At 73.1% G+C, this 26807-nt stretch carries 27 protein-coding genes and 2 pseudogenes; 17 read left to right on the forward strand and 12 right to left on the reverse strand.

Annotated features, from left to right (window positions below; genetic code table 11):
• On the reverse strand, positions 1-796 hold a 796-nt coding region (locus IH44_RS0126810), incomplete at its 3' end, for an FUSC family membrane protein (RefSeq protein ID WP_030462304.1).
• A 253-nt stretch (positions 797-1049) separates the two neighbouring features.
• On the opposite strand from IH44_RS0126810, the gene IH44_RS0126815 reads away from it, so the two are divergent.
• Entirely contained in the window at positions 1050-2321 is a 1272-nt protein-coding gene (locus IH44_RS0126815) for an MFS transporter (RefSeq protein WP_051817361.1), read from the forward strand.
• A 200-nt stretch (positions 2322-2521) separates the two neighbouring features.
• The gene (locus IH44_RS0126820) at positions 2522-2791 is read left to right on the forward strand and encodes an acylphosphatase (RefSeq protein ID WP_030462306.1); all 270 of its coding nucleotides are present in this window, start codon (positions 2522-2524) and stop codon (positions 2789-2791) included.
• A 46-nt stretch (positions 2792-2837) separates the two neighbouring features.
• On the opposite strand, the gene IH44_RS0126825 is transcribed toward IH44_RS0126820, so the two are convergent.
• Positions 2838-3272 carry a cytidine deaminase gene (locus tag IH44_RS0126825; RefSeq protein WP_030462307.1) on the reverse strand — a complete coding sequence of 145 codons (435 nt, stop codon included), beginning with the start codon at positions 3270-3272 and terminating at the stop codon, positions 2838-2840.
• Between the two features lie 77 nt (positions 3273-3349).
• On the opposite strand from IH44_RS0126825, the gene IH44_RS0126830 reads away from it, so the two are divergent.
• A complete protein-coding gene (locus IH44_RS0126830) occupies positions 3350-4027 on the forward strand; it encodes a DinB family protein (RefSeq protein WP_081967142.1) in 678 nt (225 codons plus the stop codon).
• 192 nt (positions 4028-4219) lie between these two features.
• Positions 4220-4915, forward strand: coding sequence for an IMP cyclohydrolase (locus IH44_RS41475; RefSeq protein WP_035956505.1), 696 nt, complete (start codon positions 4220-4222; stop codon positions 4913-4915).
• A gap of 99 nt (positions 4916-5014) precedes the next feature.
• On the opposite strand, the gene IH44_RS0126840 is transcribed toward IH44_RS41475, so the two are convergent.
• The 4 genes from IH44_RS0126840 to IH44_RS0126855 form a co-directional block, all read right to left on the reverse strand.
• Positions 5015-6406, reverse strand: a complete 1392-nt coding sequence (locus IH44_RS0126840; RefSeq protein WP_030462310.1) for an FAD-binding oxidoreductase — start codon at positions 6404-6406, stop codon at positions 5015-5017.
• A gap of 72 nt (positions 6407-6478) precedes the next feature.
• Positions 6479-6847: a cupin domain-containing protein gene (locus IH44_RS0126845; protein ID WP_030462311.1), complete on the reverse strand. Its 369-nt coding sequence runs from the start codon at positions 6845-6847 to the stop codon at positions 6479-6481.
• Positions 6844-8433 (reverse strand): APC family permease, encoded by a 1590-nt coding sequence (locus tag IH44_RS0126850; protein WP_051817362.1) that lies wholly within the window; start codon positions 8431-8433, stop codon positions 6844-6846. The genes IH44_RS0126845 and IH44_RS0126850 overlap by 4 nt, the downstream gene beginning before the upstream one ends.
• A 179-nt stretch (positions 8434-8612) precedes the next feature.
• Positions 8613-9995, reverse strand: a complete 1383-nt coding sequence (locus tag IH44_RS0126855; protein WP_081967143.1) for a PHB depolymerase family esterase — start codon at positions 9993-9995, stop codon at positions 8613-8615.
• A gap of 228 nt (positions 9996-10223) precedes the next feature.
• Here IH44_RS0126855 and IH44_RS0126860 point away from each other — a divergent pair, with 228 nt between their 5' ends.
• From IH44_RS0126860 to IH44_RS0126870, 3 genes are all read left to right on the forward strand, one after another.
• Positions 10224-11360, forward strand: a complete 1137-nt coding sequence (locus IH44_RS0126860; RefSeq protein WP_035956507.1) for a PP2C family protein-serine/threonine phosphatase — start codon at positions 10224-10226, stop codon at positions 11358-11360.
• Positions 11361-11582: 222 nt separating this feature from the next.
• Entirely contained in the window at positions 11583-12602 is a 1020-nt protein-coding gene (locus tag IH44_RS0126865; protein ID WP_232795102.1) for a 2-dehydropantoate 2-reductase, read from the forward strand.
• A gap of 36 nt (positions 12603-12638) precedes the next feature.
• Entirely contained in the window at positions 12639-13460 is an 822-nt protein-coding gene (locus IH44_RS0126870; protein ID WP_030462316.1) for a phosphotransferase, read from the forward strand.
• Positions 13461-13491: 31 nt separating this feature from the next.
• Here the strand turns inward: IH44_RS0126870 and IH44_RS0126875 are convergent, their stop codons facing one another.
• From IH44_RS0126875 to IH44_RS0126885, 3 genes are read right to left on the reverse strand one after another with little or no spacing between them, the layout of a single operon-like run.
• Positions 13492-14427, reverse strand: a complete 936-nt coding sequence (locus IH44_RS0126875; RefSeq protein WP_030462317.1) for a GNAT family N-acetyltransferase — start codon at positions 14425-14427, stop codon at positions 13492-13494.
• A 45-nt stretch (positions 14428-14472) separates the two neighbouring features.
• Complete coding sequence (locus tag IH44_RS0126880; RefSeq protein ID WP_030462318.1) at positions 14473-15198, reverse strand: HAD family phosphatase; 726 nt, start codon at positions 15196-15198, stop codon at positions 14473-14475.
• A 10-nt stretch (positions 15199-15208) separates the two neighbouring features.
• Positions 15209-15799 carry a TetR/AcrR family transcriptional regulator gene (locus IH44_RS0126885; RefSeq protein WP_030462319.1) on the reverse strand — a complete coding sequence of 197 codons (591 nt, stop codon included), beginning with the start codon at positions 15797-15799 and terminating at the stop codon, positions 15209-15211.
• 455 nt (positions 15800-16254) lie between these two features.
• Between IH44_RS0126885 and IH44_RS46700 the strand changes: the two genes are divergently transcribed.
• From IH44_RS46700 to IH44_RS44600, 3 genes and pseudogenes are all read left to right on the forward strand, one after another.
• The gene (locus IH44_RS46700) at positions 16255-16743 is read left to right on the forward strand and encodes a hypothetical protein (RefSeq protein ID WP_157852476.1); all 489 of its coding nucleotides are present in this window, start codon (positions 16255-16257) and stop codon (positions 16741-16743) included.
• A gap of 541 nt (positions 16744-17284) precedes the next feature.
• Positions 17285-17572, forward strand: coding sequence for a winged helix-turn-helix domain-containing protein (locus IH44_RS49795; RefSeq protein ID WP_369795000.1), 288 nt, complete (start codon positions 17285-17287; stop codon positions 17570-17572).
• A 68-nt stretch (positions 17573-17640) separates the two neighbouring features.
• Positions 17641-18145 (forward strand): annotated as a pseudogene (locus tag IH44_RS44600) (transposase); the annotation flags it as partial.
• Positions 18146-18421: 276 nt separating this feature from the next.
• On the opposite strand, the gene IH44_RS47400 reads toward IH44_RS44600, so the two are convergent.
• On the reverse strand, positions 18422-18760 hold the full coding sequence (locus IH44_RS47400) for a hypothetical protein (protein ID WP_051817364.1): 339 nt from the start codon (positions 18758-18760) through the stop codon (positions 18422-18424).
• Between the two features lie 187 nt (positions 18761-18947).
• On the opposite strand from IH44_RS47400, the gene IH44_RS0126910 reads away from it, so the two are divergent.
• The 5 genes and pseudogenes from IH44_RS0126910 (at position 18948) to IH44_RS0126930 (ending at position 22607) form a co-directional block, all read left to right on the forward strand.
• Positions 18948-20198: an IS256 family transposase gene (locus IH44_RS0126910; RefSeq protein WP_030462322.1), complete on the forward strand. Its 1251-nt coding sequence runs from the start codon at positions 18948-18950 to the stop codon at positions 20196-20198.
• Positions 20195-20530, forward strand: coding sequence for a hypothetical protein (locus IH44_RS0126915; protein WP_030462323.1), 336 nt, complete (start codon positions 20195-20197; stop codon positions 20528-20530). The genes IH44_RS0126910 and IH44_RS0126915 overlap by 4 nt, the downstream gene beginning before the upstream one ends.
• Before the next feature lie 30 nt (positions 20531-20560).
• Positions 20561-21712 (forward strand): annotated as a pseudogene (locus tag IH44_RS0126920) (IS701 family transposase); the annotation flags it as partial.
• Positions 21713-21773: 61 nt separating this feature from the next.
• On the forward strand, positions 21774-22316 hold the full coding sequence (locus IH44_RS0126925) for a hypothetical protein (protein WP_030462325.1): 543 nt from the start codon (positions 21774-21776) through the stop codon (positions 22314-22316).
• A gap of 81 nt (positions 22317-22397) precedes the next feature.
• On the forward strand, positions 22398-22607 hold the full coding sequence (locus IH44_RS0126930) for a DUF2283 domain-containing protein (protein WP_030462326.1): 210 nt from the start codon (positions 22398-22400) through the stop codon (positions 22605-22607).
• Positions 22608-23117: 510 nt separating this feature from the next.
• Here the strand turns inward: IH44_RS0126930 and IH44_RS0126935 are convergent.
• Together IH44_RS0126935 and IH44_RS0126940 are read right to left on the reverse strand one after the other, a co-directional pair.
• Positions 23118-24008, reverse strand: coding sequence for an NmrA/HSCARG family protein (locus IH44_RS0126935; RefSeq protein WP_030462327.1), 891 nt, complete (start codon positions 24006-24008; stop codon positions 23118-23120).
• A 98-nt stretch (positions 24009-24106) separates the two neighbouring features.
• On the reverse strand, positions 24107-24532 hold the full coding sequence (locus IH44_RS0126940; protein WP_030462328.1) for a MarR family winged helix-turn-helix transcriptional regulator: 426 nt from the start codon (positions 24530-24532) through the stop codon (positions 24107-24109).
• A 303-nt stretch (positions 24533-24835) separates the two neighbouring features.
• Between IH44_RS0126940 and IH44_RS0126945 the strand changes: the two genes are divergently transcribed.
• Positions 24836-26050: an FAD-dependent monooxygenase gene (locus IH44_RS0126945; RefSeq protein ID WP_051817365.1), complete on the forward strand. Its 1215-nt coding sequence runs from the start codon at positions 24836-24838 to the stop codon at positions 26048-26050.
• Complete coding sequence (locus IH44_RS0126950; RefSeq protein ID WP_081967144.1) at positions 26047-26796, forward strand: TOPRIM nucleotidyl transferase/hydrolase domain-containing protein; 750 nt, start codon at positions 26047-26049, stop codon at positions 26794-26796. Before IH44_RS0126945 ends, IH44_RS0126950 begins: the two co-directional genes overlap by 4 nt.
• Positions 26797-26807: the final 11 nt, after the last annotated feature.

Here is a 26807-nt window from a genome sequence, read left to right on the forward strand (position 1 = left end):
GGACGGGGAGCGGGCCGGGGAGGCTCTCGGTGCGGACGGCGGTGGCCAGGCGGCGCGGGCCGGTGGCGAGGCGGGTGGGCAGTGGGCGGGCGGCGTGCAGCAGGGCGACGCCGGCCTCGCAGAGGGCGGAGGCGGCGGCGAGCCGGGTGCGCAGGGGGTGGGCGTGGTCGGTGCGGAGTTGTTCGCCGGCCCGGTCGAGGGCGGCGGTGAGGTGCCGGCGGGCACTTTCGGCGCGGTCGGTGCCGGCCGCGTCCAGGGCGTCGGCGAGGGCGTCGAAGACGGCGGCGACGGCCTGCCGTTCGGCGTGCAAAGGCTGGGGGTGGGTGGTGAGTTGGCGGAGCAGCAGGAGCCAGGCGGCGCCGGCCAGGTAGCAGCCGGCCCGGGCCCAGCCGGGCAGCGGGGCGGGCATGCCGCAGCCGAGGACGGTGAGGACGGTCAGTTGGACGGCGGCCGCGGAGGCGACCGGTCCGGTGACGCTGATCGCCCCGGAGAGTGCCCCGACGGCGCCGAGCAGCGGTACCGCCCACCAGCCGCCGACGGTGCCGATCAGCAGCCCGAGGGCGCCGGCGAGGGCCGGGACGGCCTGCTGCACGGCGCCGGTGCGTCGCCCGGCGGGGCGGTCGTTGACGCCCGCGAACATCGCCCCGAGCCCGGCCAGCACTCCTTCGGCGGGCCGTCCGGCGGCCAGTGCGAGTCCCAGCGGCACCGCCATCCCGGCCGCTCCGCGGGCCGTCGCCGCCCAGGGCACCGGGCCGCGCTGCCAGCGCAGCGGGTGGGTCAGCCAGTCCGGTCGCACCGCTCGCCTGTCCGTGGGAACTCCCTTGCCGGGTACACCTGTTCTGTTCCCCCAGCCTAGGAACGCCTCTTGTCGCCCCTGCTGCACCCGCGTTACACCGGGATGACAACCTCGCCGGCCCTCGCCGGTCCTCACCGGTCCTCACCGCGGAAACCTGTCTGCCTCCCCCGGCGGAAAACCACGTGCGGGCCGTCCGGATCGCCGGTTAGCCTCGCGGTTTGGCCGGAAATCGGACGACAAGGGGTGAAAGGCCGTGGGTCGCAAGGGTGGTGGCCGCGGGCTGGGGCGCGGCTTCGGCTCGCTGTGGTCGGCGGCGGCGGTGTCCGCGCTGGGCGACGGGATCGTGGCGGCGGCGGCTCCGCTGCTGGTGACGTCGTTGACCAGGGATCCGGTGCTGGTCGGCCTGGCGGTGTTCGTCCAGCAGTTGCCGTGGCTGCTGCTGGCCCCGGTCAGCGGGGTGCTGGTGGACCGGGTGGACCGGCGGCGGCTGGCGGTGGCGGCGGACGCGGCGCGGGCCGGGCTGACGGCGGTGCTGGCCGTGGCGGTGTACGCGAACGCGGTGTCACTGCCGCTGGTCTACGCGGTGGGGCTGCTGCTGGGCAGTTGCGCGGCGCTCGGTGACAACGCGTCCTCGGCGCTGCTGCCCGCCGTGGTCGACTCGGCGGACCTGCCGCGGGCCAACTCCCGGATGTTCGGCACCGAGTCGGTGCTCAACCGGCTCTGCGGGCCGCCGCTCGGCGCGGCCCTGTTCGGGGTCGCGGCGGGCCTGCCGCTGACGGTCGACGCGCTGAGTTTCACCGGGGCCGCCGCCCTGGTCTCGACGCTGCGCCTGCGGCCCCGCGCCCGCGCCGGAGCGCCGTCGCCCTCCCCGGCGGAACGGGAGCCGGTGGGCCGCCAGTTCGCGTCCAGCGTCCGCTGGCTGTGGGCCCAGCCCGCGCTGCGCACGCTGACGCTGGCGCTGTGCCTGATGAACGTGACGCTGCTCGCGGGCTTCTCGGTGATGGTGCTGTACGCCCGCGAGCACCTGGGCCTGTCGGAGTTCGGCTACGGCGTGCTGCTGTCGGCTTCGGCGGTCGGCGGCCTGGCCGGGGCGCTGGTCGCCCCCCGGCTGCAGGCCCGGTTCTCGGCCTCGCTGCTGCTGCGGGTGGGCCTGGTCCTGGAGACGCTCACCCATGTCGGCCTGGCGCTGGCGGGTTCGCCGTGGGTGGCGGGCGCGGTCCTGGGCATGTTCGGCGTGCACGGCGCGATCTGGGTGAGCGTCGACCGGACGCTGGTGCAGCGCGCCGTCCCGGACGAGCTGCGCGGCCGGGTGAACAGCGTCTTCATGGCGCTGGCCGTCGGCGGTTCCGCCCTCGGCGCGCTGGCCGGCGGCCCGCTCGCCCGGGCGTTCGGCCTCACCGGCCCGTTCTGGTTCTCGGCCGCCGTGATGGCCGCCCTGACCGTCTTCGCCTGGCGCCCCTTCGGCCGCCGCATCGACACCCCGCCCACCGTCCCCGCCACCTCCGCCGCCCTGGCCGCCACCTGACCGGCCGTCACCCGGCCCGCCCGACCTCCGTCCGACCTCCCGACCGACCTCCGCCCGACCTCCCGACCGACCTCCGTGCGACCTCCGCCTGGACGGCAGCCGACCTCCGCCCGGGCGGCGCCGGGCGGCGTGCCCTCCGCTCTCCCGCCCCCGTGCCTGCGGTATACCTGCTGGCAGTGGCGACGAGAGGTGGGTGGCGGGTGATCCGGCGGCGGGTGCTGGTCTCGGGCACGGTGCAGGGCGTCTTCTTCCGCGACTCCTGCCGCCGGGCGGCGGCGGAGGCGGAGGTGACGGGCTGGGTGCGCAACCTGCCGGACGGCCGGGTGGAGGCGGTCTTCGAGGGCGACCCGGCCCCGGTGGAGCGGATGGTCGCCTGGATGGGGCACGGCCCGTCCCGCGCGGTGGTGGAGCGGGTCGAGGTGGTCGAGGAGCAGCCGGAGGGCCTGCTGGTCTTCGCCGTCACCACCTGACCGCCCGACCACCTGACCGCCCGGCACCCGACCGCCCGACCGCCGGTCACTCCGTTCCGTACGGCCACACCTCGTCGGGGAACACCCGGGCGAACCAGTGCGGTTGGACGTCGCGCAGCCGCAGGGTGTGCCAGCGGCGCGGGTCCTCGGGGAGGGGGACGCCGACCTCGACGTCGGGGCCGTGGGCGAACAGGCGTTCCTGGCAGACGCCGCAGGGGGCGAGCACCCAGAAGCCGCGGTCGCCGTCGGCGGCGGTGACGCAGACCGAGGCGACGACCCGGCGGCCGAGCTTGTACGCCTCGCAGATCGCGCCGGTCTCGTGGCACAGCTGCACGCCGCTGTTGGGGACCGCGGGCGCGGTGCTGGTGAGGACGGTGCCGTCGTCCAGCCGGAGGGCCGCGGCGCCCGCCCAGTCCTGGCCGGGGAAGCGGCTGCGGGTGAGTTCGATCGCGGCGTCCACGAGGTGACGGTCGATGGCCATGCCGGGACGGTACCGAACCGGCGGCGGGCGGCGAAAACGGTTTGCCGCCGGAGGACGGCGGCGCCCAGACTCCGGCCATGACGACCACCACCCGGACCGACGACCGCGACGGCCAGGGCGACCGGGACGACCGGGACAACCGCGACGACCGACTCGCCGCGACCAAGCGGGACTTGAAGCTCTACCTGCAGGACGCCCGGGACGCGCTGGTGTGGAAACTGGAGGGCCTCTCGGAGTACGACGCCCGCCGCCCGCTGACGCCCACCGGGACGAACCTGCTGGGGCTGGTCAAGCACCTGACGGGCGCGGAGGCCGCGTACTTCGGCACCGCCTTCGGCCGGCCGTTCGAGGGCGGCCCGGGGCTGTGGGTGGCGGGCGCCGCCGAGCCGAACGCCGACCTGTGGGCGCGGCCGGAGGAGGGCCGGGAGTTCCTGCTCGCCGAGTACCGCCGGGTCTGGGCGCACGCGGACGCCACCGTCGACGCACTGCCGCTGACCGCGGCCGGCCGGGTCCCGTGGCCCCCGCACAACGAGCTGACGCTGGGCCGGATCCTGCTGCACGTGGTCGCCGAGACCCACCGGCACGCGGGCCACGCCGACCTGGTGCGCGAACTCGTCGACGGCGCGACCGGCCTGCGCCCGACCGGCGCGGTCCTCCCGGAGGGCGACGCCGACTGGTGGTCCTCCCACCGCGCCCGGGTCGAACGGGCCGCCCGCGCGGCGGCCCTCGCCGCGGGCGAGCGGCTGCCCGACTGACGCACCGGCGGCCGAGCCGGGAGGGCCGGGGGTGACCCACCGTCAGGACCGCCGGCGCGGGAGGACGACGGACCAGGGCCCGGCGGGTCGACGCGGAACGGACCAGCCACTGTCAGCAGCACCACCCCGCGCCCACCGCCCACCGCCCTGGGATGATCATCACCGACCGTCCGCCCGAAGGGAATCCGCCCCGTGCCGATCGACCTCACCGAAGCCCTGGCCGCCCACCCGTACCCGGGCCGGGGCGTGCTGCGCTGCCGCACCGCCGACGGCGCCTCGCTGGCCGCCTACTTCCTGACCGGCCGCAGCCCGGCCTCCCGGGCCCGCGCGCTGCGGTCCACTCCGGACGGCGCGCTGACCGTCGTCCCGACCGACGTCCGCGAGCACGACGACCTGCGGCACTACCCGGCGGTGCGGCGCGGCGGCGGGCTGGTGGTGTACGGCAACGGCGAGCAGGTGGCGACGGTCGCGGACCGGCTGGACGCGGGGCTGTCCCCCGTGGAGGCGCTGGACGGCCTGGACTACGAGCCGGATCCGCCGATCTTCACCCCGCGGCTGACGGTGGTCGCGGACGTCCGCCCGGACGGCCCGACCTGGCTGGGCGCGGCCCGGCGCAGCGCCGCCGACCGCCCCGGCACCGACCGGCTGTTCCTGCGGCTGGGCGCGCTCTCCCCGGGCGAGGGCGTGCTGCTGACGACCTATCAGGGCGCTCCGGCCGCCCCGGCCACCGGCGCCCCCTACCTGGAGGTCGCCACCGCGTACCGGGACGCGTCCGACGTGCTGGAGCGCCTCTGGTCCGCCCTCCCGGCCGAGTACCGGGTCGCCGCCGCGGTCTTCGCCCCGGCCGCCTTCCCGGAGGTGCTGCTGCGCCACGCGGCGCAGCAGTGAGCTGCCCGGCCCCCGCGACGCCGGACGGCCGCCCGCGCGCAGGCGTGGGCGGCCGTCGTGCGGAGCCGGGGCGTCAGTTGTCGAAGCCGGGCCGGGGCGTCAGCTGTCGAAGCCGAGGCCGAGCTTGTCCATGGTCTTGAGCCAGAGGTTGCGGCGGCCGGCGTTGCGGTCGGCGCGGTCCAGGGACCACTTGGTGATGCCGATGCCGGCCCAGCGGACGGGTTCGGGCGGGAACGGCAGCGGCTTGCGGCGGACCATCTCCAGGGCGGTGCGCTCGGTGGGCTTTCCGGCCAGCAGGTCGAGCATCACCTCGGCGCCGAAGCGGGTGGCGCCGACGCCGAGGCCGGTGTAGCCGGCGGCGAGGGCGACCTTGCCGTGGTGGGCGGTGTCGAAGAAGGCGGAGAACCGGGTGCAGGTGTCGATGGCGCCGCCCCAGGCGTGGGTGAAGCGCAGGCCCTCCAGCTGCGGGAAGGTCTGGAAGAAGTGCCGGGCGAGGGTCTGGTAGGTCTGCGGCCGCTGGTCGTACTCGCTGCGGACCTTGGCCCCGTAGTGGTAGATCGCGTCGTAGCCGCCCCACAGGATCCGGTTGTCAGCGGACAGCCGGTAGTAGTGGAACTGGTTGGCGCTGTCGCCGATGCCCTGCCGGCCCTGCCAGCCGATCGCGGCGAGCTGTTCGGCGCTGAGCGGTTCGGTCATCAGCGCGTAGTCGTAGACCGGCACGGTGTACGGGCGGATCCGCTTGACCAGCGACGGGAAGACGTTGGTGCCGAGGGCGACCTGCCGGGCGAGGACCCGGCCGTAGGGGGTGCGCACGGCCATGCCGGGGCCGGACTCGGCGATGTCGAGGGCCTTGGTGTGCTCGAAGATCCGCACGCCGAGCCGCTCGCAGGCCCGCTTGAGGCCCCAGGCGAGCTTGGCGGGGTGGAGCATCGCCACGCCGTCCTTGTCCCAGAGCGCGCCGAGGTAAGTCGGGGAGTCGACCTGGGCGCGGACGGCGTCGGTGTCCAGCAGCTCGTAGTCGCCGTACTCCTTGGCGAGTTCGTACAGTTCGGCGAGTTCCTCGACCTGGTGCGGTTCGGTGGCGACGTCGAGTTCGCCGGTGCGCTCCCAGTCGCAGTCGATCGCGTACGTCGCCACCGCGTCCTCGATGGACTGCAGGTTGCGGGCGCCGAGTTGTTCGAGCGCGGCCAGCTCGTCGGGCCAGCGCTCCAGGCCGTTGCCGAGGCCGTGGGTGAGGCTGGCGGCGCAGAAGCCGCCGTTGCGGCCGGAGGCGGCCCAGCCGGTCTGTTCGGCCTCGATCAGGACCACGTCGCGCCCGGGGTCCCGTTCCTTGGCGATGAGCGCGGTCCACAGGCCGCTGTAGCCGCCGCCGACGACCAGCAGGTCGCAGCGGACGTCGCCGGTGAGGGCGGAGTTGGCGTCCGGGCGGCCCGGGTCCTCCAGCCAGAACGGGGTGGGTTTGGCGTCCCGCAGTGCGTGTACGGGGTCCATGCTCTCGGTTCCTTGCCTAGGGAGGGTGCGGCCCGGCCGTGGGGGCGGCCGGGCCGTGGGGTGGTGCGGGGGCTACCGGTCCTCGGCCGCGTCCGGGCCGAGGTCGACCGTGTAGACCTTGCGGAGCGTCTCGTGGACGGTCCAGGTGGTGCGGTCGCCCTCGCGGAGCACCGCGAGGTCGCCGGGGCCGAGTTCCAGGACGGGGCCGTCATCGAAGGCGACGGTGGCCCGGCCGCTGAGCACGACGAACATCTCGTCCGCCTCGGTGTCGGTGACGACGCCGGGGGTGATCTGCCAGATCCCGTGGACCCGGCGGCCGTCGGCGGACTCCCAGACCACCTTGCCGGTGACCTCGGGCGCGCCGGAGACGACCTGCCCGGGGTCGAGCGGCTCGGGCTCCAGTTCGGCGTCCGGGACGTGCAGGGCGAAGCTGTTGATCATGCCTCGACGCTATCCGTTCCGGTGCCGCTGACGGCCTTGTCACTGTGCGCCGAGTCCGGCCGCCACCCTGACAGGTCGTACGCCCCGGTGTCCGCGCTGTCCCCGCTGCCCCCGGTGTCCCCGCTGTCCCCGCTGTCCCCGCTGTCCGCGCCGTTCGCGGCGTGCCGGTCGGCGGCGGCGGCGTCCCGGGCGGCCTTGCGGGCGGCCAGCGCCGGGTAGAGCAGCAGCGAGGCGCCGACCACGATCAGGCAGTAGACGACGGCCTTGGTGCCCTCCTCGCTGTACTGCTCGATCGCGGCCCAGACGCTGACGCCGGTCAGGCTGACGGTGATCAGGCCGATGCTCCACCAGCCGCCGGGGATCTTGTAGGGGCGCTCCAGCTCGGGTTCGCGGATCCGCAGCGCGATCAGCGCGGCGACCTCCAGCAGGATGCCGATGTTGGTGAGGAAGACGTCGTAGATCACCAGGCTCTGGAAGCTGGAGAAGCAGAACAGCGCGTAGACGACCGAGGAGCCGACGATCGAGGCGACCGGCATCTTGTAGCGCTTGCTCTCCTTGGAGACCCACTTGGGCAGGTAGCCGTCGTGCGAGAGCGAGGAGGGCAGCCGCGAGTAGGAGGCGAGCAGCGCGGAGAACATCGCCACCGAGGCGAACAGGCCGCCGATGGTGACGACGTACTGCAGCCAGGGGCCCGCCAGTTCGCCGGCGATGTCGGGGAGCGCGCCGTCCTCCCAGCTCTTCCAGCCGTTCTCGCCGCCCGGGCCGACGGCGAGGGAGGCCAGCGAGGGCAGCAGGTAGCCGGCGATAATCAGCAGCACCGACCAGAGCAGCGCCTTGGGCAGGTGCTTCTTCGGGTTCTCCATCTCGCCGGCCACGGTGGAGACCGAGTCCCAGCCGGAGTAGTTCCACATCACGATGAACAGGCCGGAGCCGAAGGCGTTCCAGGTGGACTGGCCCTGTTCGGCGGTCATCGAGGAGATCGGGTTGGTGCCCTCGGTGATCAGCTGGTAGAAGCCGATCACGGTGAGGATCAGCATCGGGGTCAGGCAGATCAGCGCGAACGCCACCGAGGAGTCGCCGACCCAGCCCGCGCCCATCAGGTTCAGCAGCGTGAACAGCACGATGACGCCGACGCAGATCACCCAGTTCAGGTCGACCTGGATGCCCGCGAGTTCGAACAGCACGTGCTTGCCGGGGGCGACGGCGCCGATCAGGCTCGACAGGTACGAGGTGAACATGACCGGGTACAGCGCCATGTCGACGAAGCTGCACACCCACTGCAGCAGGCCCTGCTGGAAGGCCCAGAACCGGCCGAGACCGCGCTTGACCCAGTGGTAGTAGCCGCCCTCGACCGGGATGGCGGTGCCGAGTTCGGCGCAGACCAGGGCGTGCGGCACGCTGTAGATCAGCGGGGCGACCAGGATCAGCAGGATGCCCATGCCGGGGCCGGAGGTCGAGAACAGCGGCTCGATGCCGTAGGCGCCGCCGGAGACGCTGAAGAAGATCAGCGCGACCAACGGGACGAGGCTCACGCGCTTGGGCGTCGCCCACCGGTTCTCCGGCGGGGCCACGGGGATGGCGGTCATTTTCACCTTGGCAATCGGGTGTCGGCTCGGATGCGGTCTCGGTTCGAGAGGCACGAGTCTTGTCGCCCCGGTGACGTAGGGCAATCATTCAATCTGTCAGCTGTCTTGTTGCGCCTCTGACACACTGCAGGCCCCGCCGACGGATCGGCGGGGCCTCATCGTGCCAGGTCAGACGCTTCTCAGGCGCCGCACCCGGAATCGGCGACCACGAAGTACCCGGCGGAGGTCTCCTTCAGCGTGTGCGTGACGAACAGGTTCCACAGCCCCATGTTCTGGTTCGACCCGTTCGCGTACGCGTACCCGCCGCTCTGGTGCGCCCGGCCCGCGGCGACCTGGTTGTAGTTGTTGTCCGTCCAGCACCCCAGCGGCGCGGAGGACGAGGGAGAGGGCGAGGGCGAGGAGGAAGCGGACGGCGACGGCGACGGGGACGGGGACGGCGAGGAGGAGGGAGAGGAGGACGGGGACGCGGAGGGTGACGGCGACGCGGTGGCGGTGGCGCCGTCCAGGCCCCAGAACAGGCCGGTGTAGTACGAGGAGCAGATGGTGTTCAGGAAGTACGCCCCGCTCTGCCCGCAGTTGGTGGTGCCGCTGCCGGGGCTGACCGGCAGGCCGTGGCCCATCCCCGAGATGCTGTACAGCTGCACGGCGGGGCGGCCCGTGCCGTCGTTGTAGACGCTGAGCGTGGTGTTGCCGGGCAGCGCCCGGGTGGCGGAGGCGTTCTGCCCGATGCCCCACACGTTGGTCCACTGGTCGCGCAGTTCGGTGGCGTTGACCGGGGCGACGGTGCTGTCGGAGCTGCCGTGCCAGATCGCCACCCGCGGCCAGGGGCCGGTGTAGCCGGGGTAGGAGGCGCGCACCTTGTCGCCCCACTGGGCGGGGGTCAGGTTCTGGCTGGAGTTCTGGCAGCCGGAGGCCGCGGACTGGGTGGTGGCGCACTGGGCGGGCAGGCCGGAGGCGATCGAGCCGCCCGCGAACACGTCCGGATAGTCGGCGAGCAGGTCGGCGGCCATGCCGGCGCCCGCGGACAGGCCGGTCACGTACACCCGGGACGGGTCGCTGCCGTAGAGCGCGACGGCCTTGTCGACCATCTGCTTGACCGACAGGGCCTCGCCCTTGCCGCGGGTGTCCTTGCTGCTGTCGAACCAGGAGAAGCAGGACAGCACGTTGTTGGCGGAGCCGGTCTGCGGGAAGACCACGGCGAAGCCCCAGCGGTCGGCGAGTTGGGCCCAGCCGGAGTTGTTGTAGTAGTCGGTGGCGGTCTGGGTGCAGCCGTGCAGCGCCACCACCAGCGGCTTGCCGGCGGGCAGCGCGGTCGGGACGTAGCTGTACATCGCCAGGTTGCCGGGGTTGGTGCCGAACCCGGTGACCTGTCCGAGCCCGGCCGCGGACGCCTGCGGCGCCCCGGTCAGCAGCCCGCCGACGATCAGCGCGCCGGCCAGCGCCGCGCCCGCCCAGCGGCCGGGGCCGGAGCGTCGCCGCCGGGGCTCCCGTCCGGTGCGGGCCGGTCCGCTCCGGGCGGGTCGTCCTGCGCGTGCCAGTCCTGCCAGTCCTGCCAGTGCCATGTGGGGGCTCCGCTCTCTGCGGGTGCTCGCGTGCCGGGTGGGGGGTGGCCGAGCACCGTTCGCGGTGAATCATCGGCGCGGGCCCGGCGGGGGCCCATGGGTCGGTGCACCACGGGCGGGTCCGCGGGCATGGCGGCGGCGACCATTGAACGGGCGCCCGGGGATGATCACGGACCCGCCCGCGCCTCCCACACCCGGGCGGACGGCGCGGGTAGCCTTCACCGGGTCATGCCCACGATCACCGACAAATCCGACTCCTCCCGGGTCCGTCCGATGCTCGGCACGGTCGTCCGGCTGTCGCCCTTCCTGCTGATCGCGCTGTCCGCGGGGGCAGACGCCGAGACCCCGGCCGGGCAGCGCTACGACCGGTTCGTGGTGGCGGCGCCCGCCCTCGCGGCGGCGACCTGGGGCTCGCTGGGGACGCTGCTGATCGGCCTGCTCGCCGTGGGCACCGAGGTGGTGCTGGCGCTGATCCGGGACGGCGAGGTCGGCGCGTCGGCGGCCTCGGTGATCGCGGCGACGGTGACGGTCTCGCTGGCCGCCTCGTACACCTCCGGGATGCGGGTGCGCCGCGAACGCGACCTGGCGCTGGTGCGCTCGGTGGCGCGGACCGCCCAGCAGGTGGTGCTGCGCCCGCTGCCGGACCGGCTGAACGACGTCGGCCTGGCGCTGTACTACAACGCGGCGGCCGAGCAGGCGCAGATCGGCGGCGACCTGTACGAGGCGGTGCGCACGCCGTTCGGGGTGCGGATCATCCTGGGCGACGTGCAGGGCAAGGGCCTGCCCGCGGTGGAGATGGCGGCGGCGCTGCTCGGCTCGTTCCGGGAGGCCGCGTACGACGCGAAGGACCTGCCCGCGCTGGCCGGCCGGCTGGAGACCGGCCTGCAGCGGTACGCGGAGCGGGCCTCCTCGCCGGACGCGGCGGAGCGTTTCGCCACCGCCGTGCTGCTGGAGCTCCCGGAGGGCCGGCCGGAGGCGTACCTGCTGAACTGCGGCCACCCGCCGCCGGTGCTGCTGCGCGCGGACGGCGGGGTGCAGCCGGTGGAGCCGGAGGTGCCGCTGCCGCCGCTGAACCTGTCGGCGCTGGTGGCCAGCGACTACCGGGCGCGCACCGTCCCGTTCGGGCCGGGCGACCGGGTGCTGCTGTACACCGACGGCGTCAGCGAGACCCGGGACCGGCGCGGCGAGTTCTACCCGCTGACCGAGCGCCTGGCGGGCTGGACCGCCACCCCGGACACCGCGCTGCTCGACAACCTCCGCCGCGACCTGCGCCGCTACGCGGGCGGGCCGGCCGACGACGACGTGGCCGCCCTGCTCGCCACCCGCCTGCCGGCACCCACCGCCGCCTCCGGCCCCGGGGTCTGAGGCTCCGGGGTCTGAGGCCCCGTCGGCGGCGGGCCCGGGTGCGGCCGGGGTCCTCCGGTACAGCCGGGGGCTCCGGTGCGGCCGGGGTCCTCCGGTACAGCCGGGGGCTCCGGTGCGGCCGGGGTCCTCCGGTACAGCCGGGGCCGTCCCCCGGTCGGGGCTCAGGTCGCGGGCGGTAACCTCTGGGCCTTGCCATTGACGCCGTTGTCGAAGGAGCCGCCGGTGTCCGAGAACCGTACGACACTGCCGTTGCGGATCGCCGTGTTCGGGGCGGGCAGCATCGGCTGCCGGCTGGGCGGGGCGCTGGCCGCCCGCGACGACGTGACGCTGATCGGGCGGCCGTCCGCGATGGCCGAGCTGGACCGGGCCGGGCTGACCGTGACCGGCCCGGGCGACCGCCGGCTGCACGCCCGGCCGCGCACCGCCGTGGACGCCTCCGCCGCGGCGGGCGCCGACTACGTGCTGGTGACCGTCAAGTCGGCGGACACCGCGGACGCGGCCCGGCTGCTCGACCCGCACCTGGACGGGCGGTCCACCGTGATCAGCTTCCAGAACGGCCTGCACAACGCCTGGGTGCTGCGCGAGGCGCTGCCCGGCCGGACGGTGCTGGCCGGGATGGTGCCGTACAACGTGGTGCGCACCGGCCCGGCCTCCTTCCACCAGGGCACGGCGGGCGCGCTGCTGCTCGAACGGGCGGGCGCGGCGCGGCGGTTCGCGGACTCGGCGGCCGCGGCCGGGCTGCCGGTGGGGCTGCGCGCGGACATGCCGCGGGTGCAGGCCGCGAAGCTGCTGATGAACCTGAACAACGCCGTCAACGCGCTCTCCGGCCTGCCGCTGCGCGAGCAGCTCGGCAGCCGCCCGTACCGGCTGGTGCTGGCGCGCTGCCAGCGCGAGGCGCTGGCGGTGTTCGCGGCGGCGGGGCTGTCCCCGGCCCGGTTGACGCCCCTGCCGCCGGAGTGGATGCCGTCCGTGCTGGGCCTGCCGGACCCGGTGTTCCGCCGGGTCGCGGCGGCCAGCCTGCGGGTGGACTCCCGGGCCCGCTCCTCGATGTGGGAGGACCTGCAGCGCGGCCGCCCCACCGAGGTCGACGAGTTGCAGGGCGAGGTCGTCGCGCTGGCCGAGCGGCACCGGCTGCCCGCCCCGGCCAACCGCCGCCTGCTCGAACTGGTCCGCGCGGCCGAGGAGGCCCCCGCCCCGCCCGCCTGGTCCGGCCCCGACCTGCTCGCGGCCCTCGAGCGGTAGACCCCCGTTCCCCGACCAGGAGTTGACGCCCCCGCCATGACCGCGCAGTGGACCACCCACGGTGTCGACCTGCACCCCGACGCGGTGCACAAGCGCTTCCGCGCCGACGCGCACGGCGAGCCGGAGCGGGAGTGGCGGGCGCTGACCCTGCTCGACCGCTACGCCCCGGGCCTGGCACCTCGGCCGCTGGGCCGGGCGGGCGGCGCCGTCACCATGTCGCGCCTGCCGGGCACCGTGCTGCGCGGCGCCGTGCTGACGGACCGCCACCTGGACGCGCTGGCCAGGGCGGTGCGGCGGCTGCACGGCGCCGTCCCGGCCGGGGAAGCGGCCCGGCTGCCCGGACGGCGCTGGGACGTCCGGGAGTCCGCCGACGCGATCCGCGCCCGGGCCGGGGCGGTGCGGGCACCGGGGACGGGGCGGGCGCTGGCGGCGGGCCTGCGCTGGCTGGACGGCGCGCAGGACGCGCTGGCGGCGGGCGGCGCCGCGGCGGCGCCCGTACTGGGGCAAGCCGACGGCAACCTGGCGAACTTCCTGTGGGACGGCGCCGACGTCCGGCTGGTCGACTTCGAGGACTCCGGGCGCTCCGACCGGCCGTACGAGCTGGCCGAGATGGTCGAGCACGTCTCGGCCTGGGTGGACACCGACCTGGACGCCGGGGCCTTCCTGTCCCGGTTCCCGCTCTCCCCCGCCGAGCAGCGCCGCCTGCTGGAGTGCCGCCGGCTGTTCGCCCTGCTCTGGCTGGTCTTCCTGTCCGGCGACCCGGCCACCACCGCCCGCAACCCGCCGGGCACCCCGGCCCGGCAGGCGGTGCGCCTGCTCGCGCTGCTCGACGCCCCTTCCCCTTCCCCGGCGCAGTGACCGCGGCCGTGAGCGCGGCCGTGACGGGCCGTCAGGCGGGGAGGGTCTTCTCCAGCACCACCGAGGTGTAACGGACCGTCATGCCGACCTTGAGGTACAGGTCGAGCGCGCCGGTGCCGGAGTGCGTCCACAGGGTGCAGTGGCTCAGCCCGGCCTCCCGGCAGGCGAGGAAGGCGTGGTGCAGCAGGTGGCGGGCGATGCCGCGGTGGCGGTGGTCGCGGTCGACGGCGAGGCTCTCCACGTAGCCGTCCGGGCTGCCGGGCTGGTCGAGGGAGAGCGCGACGCCGACCACCCGGCCGTCGGCCCCGGTGACGGCGAGCGGGGAGCGTTCGGGGGTGAACGTCTCGCGGCCGACGGCGTGTTGGACCCACTCCTCGAAGGACATCCGGCGGGCCTTCCAGTCGGCGAAGGCGTCCTCGACGACCCGGTGGGCGGCGTGCGCGTCGTCCGGGTCGCCGGGGCGGAACGGGCGGACCCGGATGCCGGCGGGGGCGGGCGGGAGGTCGGGCAGCGCGTCGAGCGGGATCTCCAGCAACCAGCTGGCGCCCTTGGGCCGGTACCCGTAGGTGCGCAGCATGGCCAGGCCGGCCGCGTCGAGGTCGGCGACCACCTGGACCAGCTTGTCGACGCCCTGTTCGGCGGCGCGGGTCTCCATCCAGCCGAGCAGGGCGGTGCCGATCCGGCGGCCGCGGTGCGCGGGGTGGACCCGGCACTCGCAGCGCCGGTCGCTCCACGCCCAGGCGGCGAGCCGCCCGTCCGGGCCGTGCACCAGCAAGGTGTCGGCGGCGGGGTCGAAGCCGGGGCGGGCGAGCACCGCGGCGATCTCCCCGCTGTCGGCCTCGGTGGCCCGCTCGCCGTGCAGGGCCCGTTCGCAGCCGGTCAGCAGGTCGAGGACGTCGGGCAGGTCGCGGGCCGGGTCGAGCGGACGGGCGGTGTAGCCGGCGGGCAGGACGACGGGCTGGGCCATGGGCGGTGGGTCCTTCCTGGTGGTCAGCGGTCGGACGGGGCGCGGTCAGGTGACGGTGGCGGCGGCGGTGGCGGCGGCCCGGTCCAGCAGAGCGGGCAGGTCCCGCATGTCGGCGAACAGCACGGTGTCGGGGTCCGTCCCGTCCCCGAACTCCCCGCCGATGAGGGCGCTGCCGGTGGGTCCGGCGGTGTAGCCGAAGCGGCGCATGCCCGCGGCGCGGGCGGCCCGCAGTCCGGCGGGGCTGTCCTCGACGACGGCGCAGACCCCGGGGGCGTACCCCGTCCGGGCGGCGGCGTGCAGGAAGACGTCGGGGAAGGGCTTGCCGCGGGCGACCTCGGTGGCGCTGAAGATCCGTCCGGCGAACCGCTCGTACAGGCCGGTGCGGCCCAGGGTGTGCCGCATCTTGTCGTGGCTGCCGCTGGAGGCGACGCAGTAGGGCAGGCCGCGCGCGTCGAGGGCGTCCAGGGCGGCGGCGATGCCGTCGACGGGCGTCAGTTCGGCGTCCACCAGCTCGCGGTGGCGGTGTTCGAAGCGGCGTTCCCACTCGGCGGCGGCCGCGGCTCCGAGCCGTTCGCCGACCTGCTGCCAGATCGCGGCGTGGCTGCGGCCGATGAACCGCTGCACCACCTCGTCCGGGCCGAGCGGCCAGCCGAGTTGCGCGCCGACCTCGACCTGCACCCGGACCGCGATCCGCTCGCTGTCCACCAGCACGCCGTCACAGTCGAACACCACCAGTTCGACCGGTTCTCCCGCCCTGTTCGCACTCCCCATTCCCGGCAGCCTAGCCCCTGGCCCCGAGGGCCGGACCGTCGCCGGGGCGCAGGGCGGCGGCGACCAGGCCCTCGATCGCCTCGCGCGGGACGTCGCCGCCGCTCACCAGACGGTCGAAGACCAGGCCGTCGACGCAGGTCAGCAGGGTGTGGGTGCGGCTCTCCGGGTCGGCGGCGCCGTGCGCGGCGAGGAAGTGGCGGACCGCCGCGCGACCGGCGTTCTCGCGCGGGACCAGGATCTCGCGCAGTTCCAGGTCCCGGGCGCTCTCGACGGCGCAGGCGTAGCGGGCCAGTGAACGGCGGCGGCCCTCGCCCGCGAGGCGGTGCCGGGTGAGCAGCAGCAGGCCGTCCACCAGATCGGCGGCACTCTGCGGGGGCCCGAACTGCTCGGCCAGGGACTGGAGTTCGGCCTGGTCGCGCTGGACGAGGCGGGTGACCAGGCCGGTGAGCAGCGCGGCCCGGGTCCGGAAATAGGCGGAGGTGGTACCGGGCGGCAGAGCGGCCCGGCGGTCCACCGCCCGGTGGGTCAGCCCGCGGACGCCCTCGTCGGCGAGCACGTCGAGGGCTGCGTCCGCGAGAAGGGTGCGCCGGTCCGATGCCATGGCCCCTTTCTATACCCGCCCGCACCCACGGGGCGCCGACCGGCCGACGATCAAGACCGAAGCCCCCTGGGCCCGCATCCCCCACGCAGTCATCTCGGCGGCAGGCCCCCATCGCTCAGTTGTCGCCGCCCGGGACGCGGACGGCGCCAGGCCCGACGACAACAAGACCCGGAGCCTTGCCCGGTCCCTGCACCCGATCGTTCACCGAGCCCGGATGCTCCTCGGCCACAAACACGACCGGCAGCATTCCGCCGAAGTGCTCTGCGGCTGCGACGGCCCCTCGCAGCCGACCGCAGCACCGACTCCGTCGCCGTCGTCCGCTGCCCGGCCACCCTCAACGAGAAGCCACGCGGCATCACCCACCCGCGTCACACCTGGACCGACCTGCTCAACAACGGCTGAACCACGCCGTAAACTGAGGGAGTTGAGCAGCAGCTAGCGGTTGGGGTGGGGCTGTGGAGTCGACCAGCAATGGGATCAACGGCGGAACCTTCGGGTCAGCCTTCCAGGCCGGGACCGTCAACGGCGGCGTCCACATCGGCACGCCTGGCCCACCACCGCCGACCGATATGCGCGAACTCTACAGAATCGCATACCGCCTCTTCGAGAGAGGAGCGCGAGCCAGTGAGGACCTATGCCTGTCCGGCCATTTTCGAGCTTCGAATGACGCGCCGTTATCCAAGTCGATGGATGCGGCCCTCAGGGAGATGCACTCTGTCGCGCAAGGACTTCAGTCGCTAGATGCAGAGTTCGACCTATTTGCCCCCGAAGCCGTCCGGAGTGCCTATTTCGAGACAATTTACCGCTTCATGCGGGTCGGGGGTTTGGCTTTCCCGGAAAACGGCTTCAGGTGGGATAATTTGGAGATTGTCGAAGATCGCTACAGCGAATACCTGGCTGGCCAGGAAAAGTTCGCCGCCGCGGTCCGGCGCGCCACGAACTGACGGACTCGATCCAGAGAGCGGAACTACCCTCGCATCCGGTCGATGCCAAGGCCTCCGAGCTACGGGCCAGCCAGCTCAATACTGGCGGGCCCGCGAGGACCGGATCACCCGGCTCGGCGACAGTACCCGCGGCACCGCACGGTGGAACCCCGGCGAACTGCCACAGCAAGTGTCACCGCGCCACACCGATTACCGGAATTTACAATCCTTAACCTCATGGTCGAAATATGCAGCCGCAAACCCGCCTCAAGAAGCCCCGCGAGCCGTCAACACTGCCCCCGAATCGCCGTGCACTACTCAGGTTAAGCTCGCCTTGTCGTGGGTGCTGAGAGCTGTCGATCCGTGGGTATGTCCCGTCCGTGCGATACGCGCGGGGGGGGGCGGTCTCACTCCCCAGGAGCAGCAGTGCCGGGAGCGGGTGCGCCTTGATGCCGCCGAGCGGTTCGAGCGCGGCGACGGCAACGGAATGATCGCTCGTGACTTGAGAGTCACGGTGCGGTCGGTCGAACGGCGGCGCCGGGCCTGGCGGGAAGGTGGCTCGGTGGCATTGGAGTTGAAAGGGCCGCAGCCGCTACCCCGGCTCGGCAAGCGTCAGTTCGCGCTACTGGAGCGGGAGTTGGAGAAGGGGCCACTCGCTCACGGCTGGGAGGACCAGCGGTGGACGCTGGCGCGGATCAAGACTGTGATCGGCCGGCGGTCCCACGTCTCCTACCCGGTCCAGGGCTGGTGGAAGCTGATGCGGCGAGGCGGCTGGTCGTGCCGGCAGCCGGTTCGCCGGGCGGTGGAGCGCGACGGCCGGGCGGTCGAGGTGTGGGAGAAGCAGGTGTAGCCGCAGGTAAAAGCCTAGTGGCGGCACTCGGGGCCTGGCTGGTGTTCGAGGACGAGGCCGGCGTCTCGATGACACCGGCGCGGGCCCGCACCTGGGGACGCCGCGGACGTACACCCGTCGTCCGGGTGCGCGGCCGCTCCCGCCGACGGGTCTCGATCACCGCCTTGACCTGCTACAAGACCGGTGAACGCTCGGCTGATCCACCGGCCCAGACCGAACGACAGCCAAGGCCGGGCCAGAGGCCGCAAAAGCTTCACCCGGACCGACTACCGCGACCTGATCGTCGCCGCGCACAACCAGCTCGACGGCCCGATCGTCCTGGCCCGGGACAACCTGAACACCCACCTGGCCGCCAACATGAAGGAGCTCATCGCTGCCCAGGACCGGCTCACCGTCCACCAGTTGCCCCCGTACGCGCCAGACCTCAACCCGGTCGAAGGGATCTGGTCGCTCCTGCGGCGCGGCTTCCTGTCCGACGTCGCCTTCGCCGACCCCGACCACCTGCTGCGGACGGTCAGACGCGGCCTACGAAAGATCCAGTATCGACCTCAGCTCATCGACGGCTGCCTGGCGAATCAGAAGCCGTCGGGTACCTGCACGGCTCTCCCGTGGCCGGATCGAGGCGGGCCTTCTGCCGGCTCTCCTGCACCTGCCAGTGCGCGAAGCGTGCCGCCGGGTTCACCAGGAGCGGACGCCCGATACTGAGCGGCCACCGCTCCCGTACGGTCGGGTCGTCCTTCAGCACTCGGAGAAGGAACTCGGCCATGCCCAATGGGTGGACCGTGAACATCGGTCGGGTGTGACGGCCGATGACCAGCACCGGCCAGTCGTCGGGATCGTCGGCAGTGGTCAGCCAGCACAGCAGGTCGGGACCGGACGCCCCCCCCACGACAGGATGCTCTCCGGGTCGACGTCAAGGACGGCTCGACCACCCTCCCTCTCCCAGGTGTGGCGAGCCTCTGCCGTCCCGTCCGCCATCGACCCGACCATGGTGGTGCCCACCGGCACGGGGGGAAAGATGTCCATCTCGTGACCGATCGAACCGCTGCCGAACACTGCCATGAAGGCCTGGTAGTCCTCGGGGAAGCCGGTACCCCAACGCACCCTGGCAGCCGCCCAGTCCACCCGCTCGTCGACGCCGTTCTCCGGCGACATCACCTGAGCCAGTCGCTCGATGCCAAGGTGCACCGCATTGCCCTCCGTCTCATTCCCCCGACAACCTAGTACTCCAGCCGTAGACCGTGAATCACGGGAGCAATGCTCAAGACCTGTGGGTCGGTTTCGGGAGGGACGCGGAGGGCGTACCTTCCCGAATGATCCTGTGATGGTCTCCGAGTAGGCCCGCGTTCGCAGCGCGGGTCGGGAAGGCACGTCCGTGCTCAGCGTAGTGAATGCCGATGGGGCGACGGAGTCCGGCTCCCTGATTGATGAGATCGTCCGCGAGGGGACCCGGAGGATGCTGGCCGCCGCGTTGGAGGTGGAAGTCGGCCAGTACATAGCCGAGTTGGCGGCGCAGACGGACGAGCAGGGGCACCGCCTGGTGGTCCGCAACGGTCGCCACCTCCCCCGGACCGTCGCCACGGCGGCCGGGCCGGTCGAGGTGACCGCGCCACGCGTGAACGACCGTCGTGTCGACGAGGTCACCGGCGAACGGAAGCGGTTCTCCTCGCAGATCCTGGCCCCGTGGTGCCGCAAGTCGCCCAAGGTTTCCGAGGTGCTGCCACTGCTCTACCTCCACGGACTGTCGTCGGGGGACTTCGTACCGGCGCTGGAGCAGTTCCTCGGCTCGTCCGCCGGGCTGCCGCCAGCCACCGTGACCCGGCTGACGAAACAGTGGGGCGAGGACCGCACGGCGTTCCAGAGCCGAGACCTGTCGGACCGCGACTTCGTCTACGTGTGGGCCGACGGCGTCCACCCCAAGGTCCGCCTCGGACAGGCCCACTCGTGTGTGCTGGTCCTGCTCGGGGTGCGCCTCGACGGGACCAAGGAACTGATCGCGCTCGCGGAGGGTCTACGGGAGTCGACAGAAGCATGGGCGGACCTGCTGCGAGACTGCCGCCGGCGCGGCATGCACGACCCCGAACTCGTCGTCGGTGACGGCGCGATGGGACTGTGGCGGGCCCTGGTCGAGGTGTTCCCCGCAGCCCGCCACCAGAGATGCTGGGCTCACAAATCGCGGAACGTCACGAACGCCCTGCCGAAGTCCGCCCAGCCCGGCGCGAGCAAGGCGATGCAGGAGATCTACAACGCTGAGGACCGCGCCCGCGCGGAGAGGGCCATCGAGGCGTTCGCGCGCACCTACGGCGCGAAGTTCCCGAAGGCCGTCGCGAGGATCACCGGCGACGCGGAGGAGCTGCTGGCGTTCTACGACTTCCCGGCCGAGCACTGGATCCACCTGCGGACCACGAATCCGATCGAGTCGACGTTCTCCACGGTCAAGCTGCGGACCAAGGTCACCCGCGGCGCCGGCAGCCCCGCCGCGGCTCTGGCGATGGTGTTCAAGCTCGTCGAGTCCGCCCAGCGACGCCGGCGCGCGATCACCGGCGCCCACCTCGTCGCCCTGGTCCGCTCCGGCGCCCGCTTCGAGAACGGCATCCTGGTCGAGCGCACCGAGGCGGCGGCATGACCGAGCCCCTCAACCCCGGCAGTCACGTGGTCGAGGTTGAACTGGCGATCGATCAGGTCACCATCGTGAGCCCGGCCGAAGCCACCGCCACCGTGCGCTGCATGCTCGGGCCCGTACGCCGCGGTGCCCGTTTCGACGGAATCCGCGACTCGGCAGAAGCCATCGACCTGGAACTGACTCAGATCCTCGCCCACTTCGGACATCCGGTCGAGGAACTCGACCCCGTCCACACTGCGCTCGTGACCCTCCGAGGCACAGGAGCTCAACACCTCACGTCAGCTACACCGCACTCCCACTGGCAGACCATCCGGGGAGCCAACCCGCCGGCGTGACCAAGCCATCCACAGGTATTGACTATTGCTCACTGCTGGACGATCGCCGAGCATGCCGGTGACAGCAGTCCGGCTGGTACGCAGCACCTTCTCAGCCGCGCATACTGGGACGCCGACGAAGTCCGCGACGACATAAGGGACTTCGTGGTCGAGCACCTCGGCAACCAGGACGCCATCCTGGTGGTGGACGAGACCGGCGACCTGAAGAAGGGCACCGCGAGCGTCGGGGTGCAACGCCAGTACACCGGGACCGCAGGGCGAATCGAAAACGCCCAGGTCGCCGTCTACCTCGCCTACTCCACCCCGGTCGGGCACGCTGCCATCGACCGTCGCCTCTACATCCAACGCTCTTGGACTCAGGCCCCCGACCGGTGCCGGGCCGCAGGCATCCCGGACCATACGGGGTTCGCCACCAAGCCCGCCCTGGCCACCGAGATGATCACCCAGGCCCTGGACACCGGCGTCACGGCCTCATGGGTCACCGGCGACGAGGTCTACGGCGGCGACCCCCATCTGAGCGCCGGGCTGGAGGGCCGTCAGGTCGGCTACGTCCTGGCCGTCTCACGCAAGCGACCGATCCCGACCCGCGCGGGCGTGTTCACGGCCGGCATGCTGGCCCGCTGCCTCCCGAAGACCGCGTGGCAGCGACTCTCAGCCGGAGACGGCGCCAAAGGTCATCGCTTCTACGACTGGGCCCAAGTAGAGATCGACAGCCCGACGAGCAGCGCGGGTCACCGCTCGTTGCTCATTCGACGCAACCGGCGCACCGGCGAACTCGGCTTCTACCGTTGCTACTCGGCTGGACCCGCTCCTTTGAGCGCCTTGGTCAGGGTGGCCGGGCGCCGCTGGACGGTGGAAGAGACCTTCCAGTCCGCGAAGGGCCTTACCGGCCTGAACGAGCACCAGGTTCGCCGCTGGACCTCCTGGCACCGATGGACCACCCTGGCCATGCTCGCGCATGCATTCCTCGTGGTCACGGCCGCCATCGAACGGACCACCGTGACCACGCCACCAGGGCTCGCCCCGCTGACCTGTGGCGAGATCCGACGACTCTTCACCGCCTTCGCCGCACCGCAACCACGCGGCCTGGCTCACCGACTCAGTCGGTTATGCTGGCGCCGACGACACCAGGCCCGTGCACGGAGCAGCCACTACCACCGACAAGCAGCTGGCCTGTCGTAGAGGCTCGTGCCCCCTGATATCCAGATGTCGCGAGGTCGGGGCCGGTGCATACTTCCTGACCGTGGAAATCACGACAGGCGAGCTGCGACGCCTTCGATCTGGACCGGGGGCCGAGGATGACGCCGAGCCCCGGCCGTTTCTCGTACGCCTCCGGTTCGGTGCCGAGGATCCGGCCCACGTCATAGCCAATGCGCGTGCGGTACTGACGTGCGTGGTCGCGCAGATGAGGGACTGGCCGACAGAGGAGCTTTGGCCGCAGCTGCTGCCGACCTGGTTCATCCAGCGGTGCGCGCCCGAGACCCCGGAACCGGATCATGGCGAGCCCTTCGACATCGAGGACTGGCTGCGTCAGTGGCGCGCGATGACACCAGAGGAGAGGGCAGCCGTCGATCAGGAGCCGTGGACGCTCTCGGGATGGCTGTACTACTTCGACCCGACCGATGAAGGGATGGGAGACGATCGCAGCTGGTGGTGGTGGCACTCAGGGACCGATGAGTCGGGTGGCTGGGTGCAGGTGGCCACCACTGGCTGGCCCTTCGGCAGTGGTCCGCTGACCTGGTTGATTGAGGCTAGTGGCGGTGCGGATCTCGTCTATGGGCCGTGAGCAGCGACTCGCCGTGATCGCGAACTACAGCTGGAGTACTGGTTGGGCATCCGGTGCGGTCGAGGGACGGGGATGAAGAGAATGCGGGTTACGTACGACGCCAAGGCAGGCATGGCCTACATCTACTTGGTCGACGCCATCGCTCCTGGTGAAGCAGTACGACAAGCGATCGCTGGCGATGACATGGCCGCAGTGCTCGACTTCGACCCGAACGGCCGGTTGTTGGGCGTTGAGCTCTCTATGAGGCGGTTGCACCCCGACCTCCTGGCAATCGCCGAGCAGATCGGGTGAGCCTTACCTCTGGCTGCGCACATGATCGACCGGACAGCTCCTAGTTCTTCGAACCGAGCGGCCAGGCCGGGCCGGGCAAGGCGGGGCGGAGGTTCCTGAACCCTGGCGGACCCGGGCCGGGGTGAGTCCGTTCGGTTCGACCGGTCGCTCCCCGGGGCCGGTGGGGGTCCTCGGCGAGCGGCCTCGCGAGACGGAGTAGCGAAGCGGATGGCCGGCACGGTCAGGCCTGTTCCGGCCATCCGCCGTAGGGGCCCAGCGGTCGGGGCGGCGGCCTCTCGGGCGTAGTCGGTGTAGTCGGTGAGGTCTTTGGGTTGGCGGCCCGGGTCCTCCTCGGCGTGGATCTTCACCTCACCGTCGGTCGGCCGCCTCTCGGCAACCGGCGTGCCGGTGTCGGCCTCGGGCCCGGCCTCAGGGGCTTCGTGGCTGCTTCAGCCGTTGGCGGTTGCGTTGCCGTGTCCGGAGCGCCGGGGCCGTGGGCGCGATCGCGGGGTGTTCATCGTGGCCGGAGGCTCAGGAGCCGGCTGCGTTCGTGGGTGCGGTCCAGCCGGTGGTCCGGATCCACTCGACCAGGTCCAGGGCGGCCGGCTCGATGGAGCGCACCACCGCGGGGTCCGCCGGGTGTTCCGCCGCCTTCGCGAACTCGCGGAACATCACCCGGTCGAGCTCGGTGGGAAGCACGCTCAACGGGAGGGTCTCGTACCGGGCCGGGAGCCCGGCGCGGGCGCCGAACGCTGCGGCGATCCGGGGGCCGGTCAGCTCGTCGCCGACGAGGTCGACGGCTCCGCCGGGGGCCTGCGCGGTGTCGAGCAGGAGTGCGGCGGCGACCCGGCCGATGTCCCTGACCGAGATCATCTTCAGGGCGACGTCCTCCGGCAGCGGCATCCGCAGCACGATCTCCCCGTGTTCCAGGCTCGGTGCCAGCACGCTCGCGAAGTTCTCCATGAAGGCGGTCGCGCGCACCATCGAGGCCCTGAGGCCGGACTTCCTCAGGTGCTCCTCGATCGCGTGCTTCGAGTCGTGGTGCGGCACGCCCCGCTCCCGGTCCGCTCCGAAGACCGAGTTGAACACGACGTGCGGGACGCCCGCCTCGGCCGCCGCGTCGACGAGCGCGGTACCGATGCGGATCTCCGCTTCGACCTCTTCGAGGCTGTTCGCCTCCGGGGTCATGAAGGAGAACCCCTCGACCGCCGCCAGCGCGGCGGCCAGCGAAGCGGGGTCGTCGGTCCGGACGGCCGCCAGCTCGACGCCGCGGGCGGCCAGCGCCTGGGCCCGGTCGGACTGCGGGTCGCGGACCAGGGCCCGCACCCGCGCCCCGTGGTGCAGCAGCGCGTCGACCACCGCCCCGCCCTGCTGCCCCGTCGCGCCGAAGACTGCGATCGTGCCGGTCTTCCGAGTGCTCATCACTGCCACCCTTCACTAGTTCATGGCGTGAACGAAACTAGTTCACGGCATGAACTTCGTCAAGGCATGGGTGTGGCGGGACCCCGTGATGTGACGGGTCAGTTCGAGGCGGGCGAAGAGAGGTCCGAGGTGTCCACGACGGCGGTGACCACGCGCTCGAAGTCGCGCCGGTCGTCGGCGTCGAGGTTCCTCGCGATCTCGGGCAGGCGCTCGGCGACCTCGGCGTAAACGGCCTCGGCAAGCACCTTCCCCGCGGGCGTCGCACCGAGCATGACGACCCGCCGGTCCTGGTCCGAGCCCTCCCGGCCGACCAACTCGCGCCGCGCGGTGCGATCGACCAGCTGGCTCAAGGCGTTCTTGGTCATGCCCAACGACGCGGCCAGGTCGGCCATCCGCCGCGGCTCGTCCCTGACCGCGCAGAGCAGCGTGGCCTGCGCGGGGGTCAGGTCGAACTCGGCGCAGATCTGCGCGTACTTGCGTTGGATCACCACCGAGAGCCAGAAGAGCTTGTCGCCGTAGTCCACGCTGACCTCCCCGGTCCGATGACGAACAGCCTACTGGCCGCTACTGGAGGAGACCGCCGGCCGTCGGGCAGACCGTCCCGACACCCCCCTTCCAGGTTCAGCAGCCGCCATCCGCGTGCCCGCCGAAAAGCAAGGCGAAGGACGCGCGGCGAACACGGCGATGCGGTTCACGCCTCGGGGCCTTTCCGATCCCGCGGTTCTTCCACCTGCTCGCCGGGCCCGTTCGGCTCCGGCGGGGCGGGCCGGAACGGGCGGGTGGTATCGTCCCGTTCTTCTACAGGTGTAGAAGGAACGGGGTCGGTCATGGGCAGCAGGGCAGTGGTGGTCGGCGGGGGCATCGGCGGGCTGGCGGCCGCGATCGGGCTGTGCCGCGTCGGCTGGGAGGTGACCGTCCTGGAGCGCGCGCCCGTGCTCGCGGACGCGGGGGCGGGCATCTCGCTGGCCGCGAACGGGCTGCGGGCACTGGACGGGCTCGGCGTCGGCGCGGCGGTGCGGGCCGCCGGGCAGGGCCAGTACCGCGGCGGCACCCGGACACCGCGCGGCGGCCGGCTGGCCCGGCTGGACGGCGCGGCGCTGGAACGGGCGGTGGGCTCCCCCATCCTGGGCATCCCGCGCGCCGCCCTGCACCGGCTGCTGCGCGAGGCGCTGCCCGCCGGGGTGCTGCGGACCGGCGCGACGGCCGGCGCGGTGCGGCAGACCGGGCCCGGCACGGTCCGGGTCGAACTCGACGGCGGCGAAGCCCTGGCGGCGGACCTGGTGGTCGCGGCCGACGGCGTCCGCAGCCGGGTGCGCGGCCTGCTGTTCCCGTCCCACCCCGGTCCGGCGTACAGCGGCTCGACCGTGCTGCGCGCCGTCACCCGGCAGCCGGTCGGCCTGGACACCGACTTCGAGCTGACCTGGGGCCGCGGCGCCGAGTTCGGGCACCTCGCGTTCCGGGACGGCCGGGCCGAGTGGCACGCCGTCCTCGCCCTGCCCGCCGGCACCCGGTTCGCCGACCCGCTGGCCGAGCTGCACCGGCGCTTCGGCCACTGGCACGAACCGGTCCCCACCCTGCTGGCGGCGACCCGGCCGGGCGACGTGCTGCACCACGACGTCGACGAACTGCGCATCCCGCTCCCCTCGTTCACCTCCGGTCGGATCGCGCTGCTCGGCGACGCCGCCCACGCGATGACGCCCAACCTGGGCCAGGGCGCCTGCCAGGCCCTGGAGGACGCGGTCACGCTGGCCGCCGCCCTCGCCACCGCCCCCGGCGTGGACGCCGCGCTGGCCCGCTACGACGCCGAGCGCCGCCCCCGCAGCCAGGCCGTCGCCCTGGCCGCCCGCCGGGCCGGGCAGTTGGGCCACCGGCTCTCCGCCCGCCCCGCCGTCGCCCTGCGCAACGCCGCGATGCGCCTGACCCCGTCCCGGGCCGCGACCCGGATGATCCTGCGTCACCACGCCTGGACCCCACCGCCGTTCGACCGGCCCGCCGCCCCCGGGGGCGGCCCGCGGCGAGCGGAGAGCAGAATCGAGGTATGACGGACCTGAGCGCCTTCCGCGCAGCAGTGGCCGCCCGGGCCGCGGCCGGGCTCCCGGCTCCGGCCGGGCTCCCGGATTCAGTCGGGCGCGTAGCTCCGGCGGGGCTCCCGGATTCAGTCGGGCTCGCGGCTCCGGCCGAACCCCCGACTCCGGCCGGGCTCCCGGATTCGGTCGGGCGCGTAGCTCCGGCCGGGCTCGCCGCCCTCGCCCGGGAGGCGGGGGTGCGGACGGCAGTGCTGTTGGAGGGGCCGAGCGACCTGGCGGCCGTCGAGGCGCTGGCCGGGCGGCTGGGGCGGGAGTTGGCGGCGGAGGGCGTGTGCGCGGTGGCGATGGGCGGGGCGATGAGCGTCGGCCCGTTCGCCGCGCTGCTCGGCCCGTCCGGGCTGGGCCTGCGGCTGACCGGGCTGTGCGACGAGCACGAACAGGGCTTCTACCGGCGCGGTTTCGACCGGGCGGGCGCGTTCGGCGACGAGTTCTTCGTCTGCGCGGCCGATCTGGAGGAGGAGTTCATCCGCGCCCTGGGCGTCCCCCGGATCGAGCAGGTCCTCGCCGCCGCGGGCGACCTGCCCGCCTGGCGCACCTTTGCCCGCCAGCCCGCCCAGCGCGACCGTTCCCCGCAGCAGCGCCTGCGCCGCTTCCTCGGCACCCGCAAGGGCCGCAAGATACGCTACGGCCGCCTCCTCGCCGAGGCCCTCGACCCGGACCGGCTGCCGCCCCCGCTGCACGCCCTCTTCCACCACCTGTGACCCGCCCCCGG

The sequence above is a fragment of the Kitasatospora sp. NRRL B-11411 genome (genome assembly GCF_000721345.1).
In the GTDB taxonomy this organism is placed as follows: domain Bacteria; phylum Actinomycetota; class Actinomycetes; order Streptomycetales; family Streptomycetaceae; genus Kitasatospora; species Kitasatospora cineracea.

Coding starts and splice junctions, on each gene's coding strand:
- IH44_RS0126825 (WP_030462307.1), bottom strand. CDS start 3,272: ATGGCCATCGACCGTCACCTCGTGGACGCCGCGATCGAACTCACCCGC.
- IH44_RS0126830 (WP_081967142.1), top strand. CDS start 3,350: ATGACGACCACCACCCGGACCGACGACCGCGACGGCCAGGGCGACCGG.
- IH44_RS0126840 (WP_030462310.1), bottom strand. CDS start 6,406: ATGGACCCCGTACACGCACTGCGGGACGCCAAACCCACCCCGTTCTGG.
- IH44_RS0126845 (WP_030462311.1), bottom strand. CDS start 6,847: ATGATCAACAGCTTCGCCCTGCACGTCCCGGACGCCGAACTGGAGCCC.
- IH44_RS0126850 (WP_051817362.1), bottom strand. CDS start 8,433: ATGACCGCCATCCCCGTGGCCCCGCCGGAGAACCGGTGGGCGACGCCC.
- IH44_RS0126855 (WP_081967143.1), bottom strand. CDS start 9,995: ATGGCACTGGCAGGACTGGCAGGACTGGCACGCGCAGGACGACCCGCC.
- IH44_RS0126860 (WP_035956507.1), top strand. CDS start 10,224: ATGCCCACGATCACCGACAAATCCGACTCCTCCCGGGTCCGTCCGATG.
- IH44_RS0126870 (WP_030462316.1), top strand. CDS start 12,639: ATGACCGCGCAGTGGACCACCCACGGTGTCGACCTGCACCCCGACGCG.
- IH44_RS0126875 (WP_030462317.1), bottom strand. CDS start 14,427: ATGGCCCAGCCCGTCGTCCTGCCCGCCGGCTACACCGCCCGTCCGCTC.
- IH44_RS0126880 (WP_030462318.1), bottom strand. CDS start 15,198: ATGGGGAGTGCGAACAGGGCGGGAGAACCGGTCGAACTGGTGGTGTTC.
- IH44_RS0126885 (WP_030462319.1), bottom strand. CDS start 15,799: ATGGCATCGGACCGGCGCACCCTTCTCGCGGACGCAGCCCTCGACGTG.
- IH44_RS0126915 (WP_030462323.1), top strand. CDS start 20,195: ATGACCGAGCCCCTCAACCCCGGCAGTCACGTGGTCGAGGTTGAACTG.
- IH44_RS0126930 (WP_030462326.1), top strand. CDS start 22,398: ATGCGGGTTACGTACGACGCCAAGGCAGGCATGGCCTACATCTACTTG.
- IH44_RS0126935 (WP_030462327.1), bottom strand. CDS start 24,008: ATGAGCACTCGGAAGACCGGCACGATCGCAGTCTTCGGCGCGACGGGG.
- IH44_RS0126945 (WP_051817365.1), top strand. CDS start 24,836: ATGGGCAGCAGGGCAGTGGTGGTCGGCGGGGGCATCGGCGGGCTGGCG.
- IH44_RS0126950 (WP_081967144.1), top strand. CDS start 26,047: ATGACGGACCTGAGCGCCTTCCGCGCAGCAGTGGCCGCCCGGGCCGCG.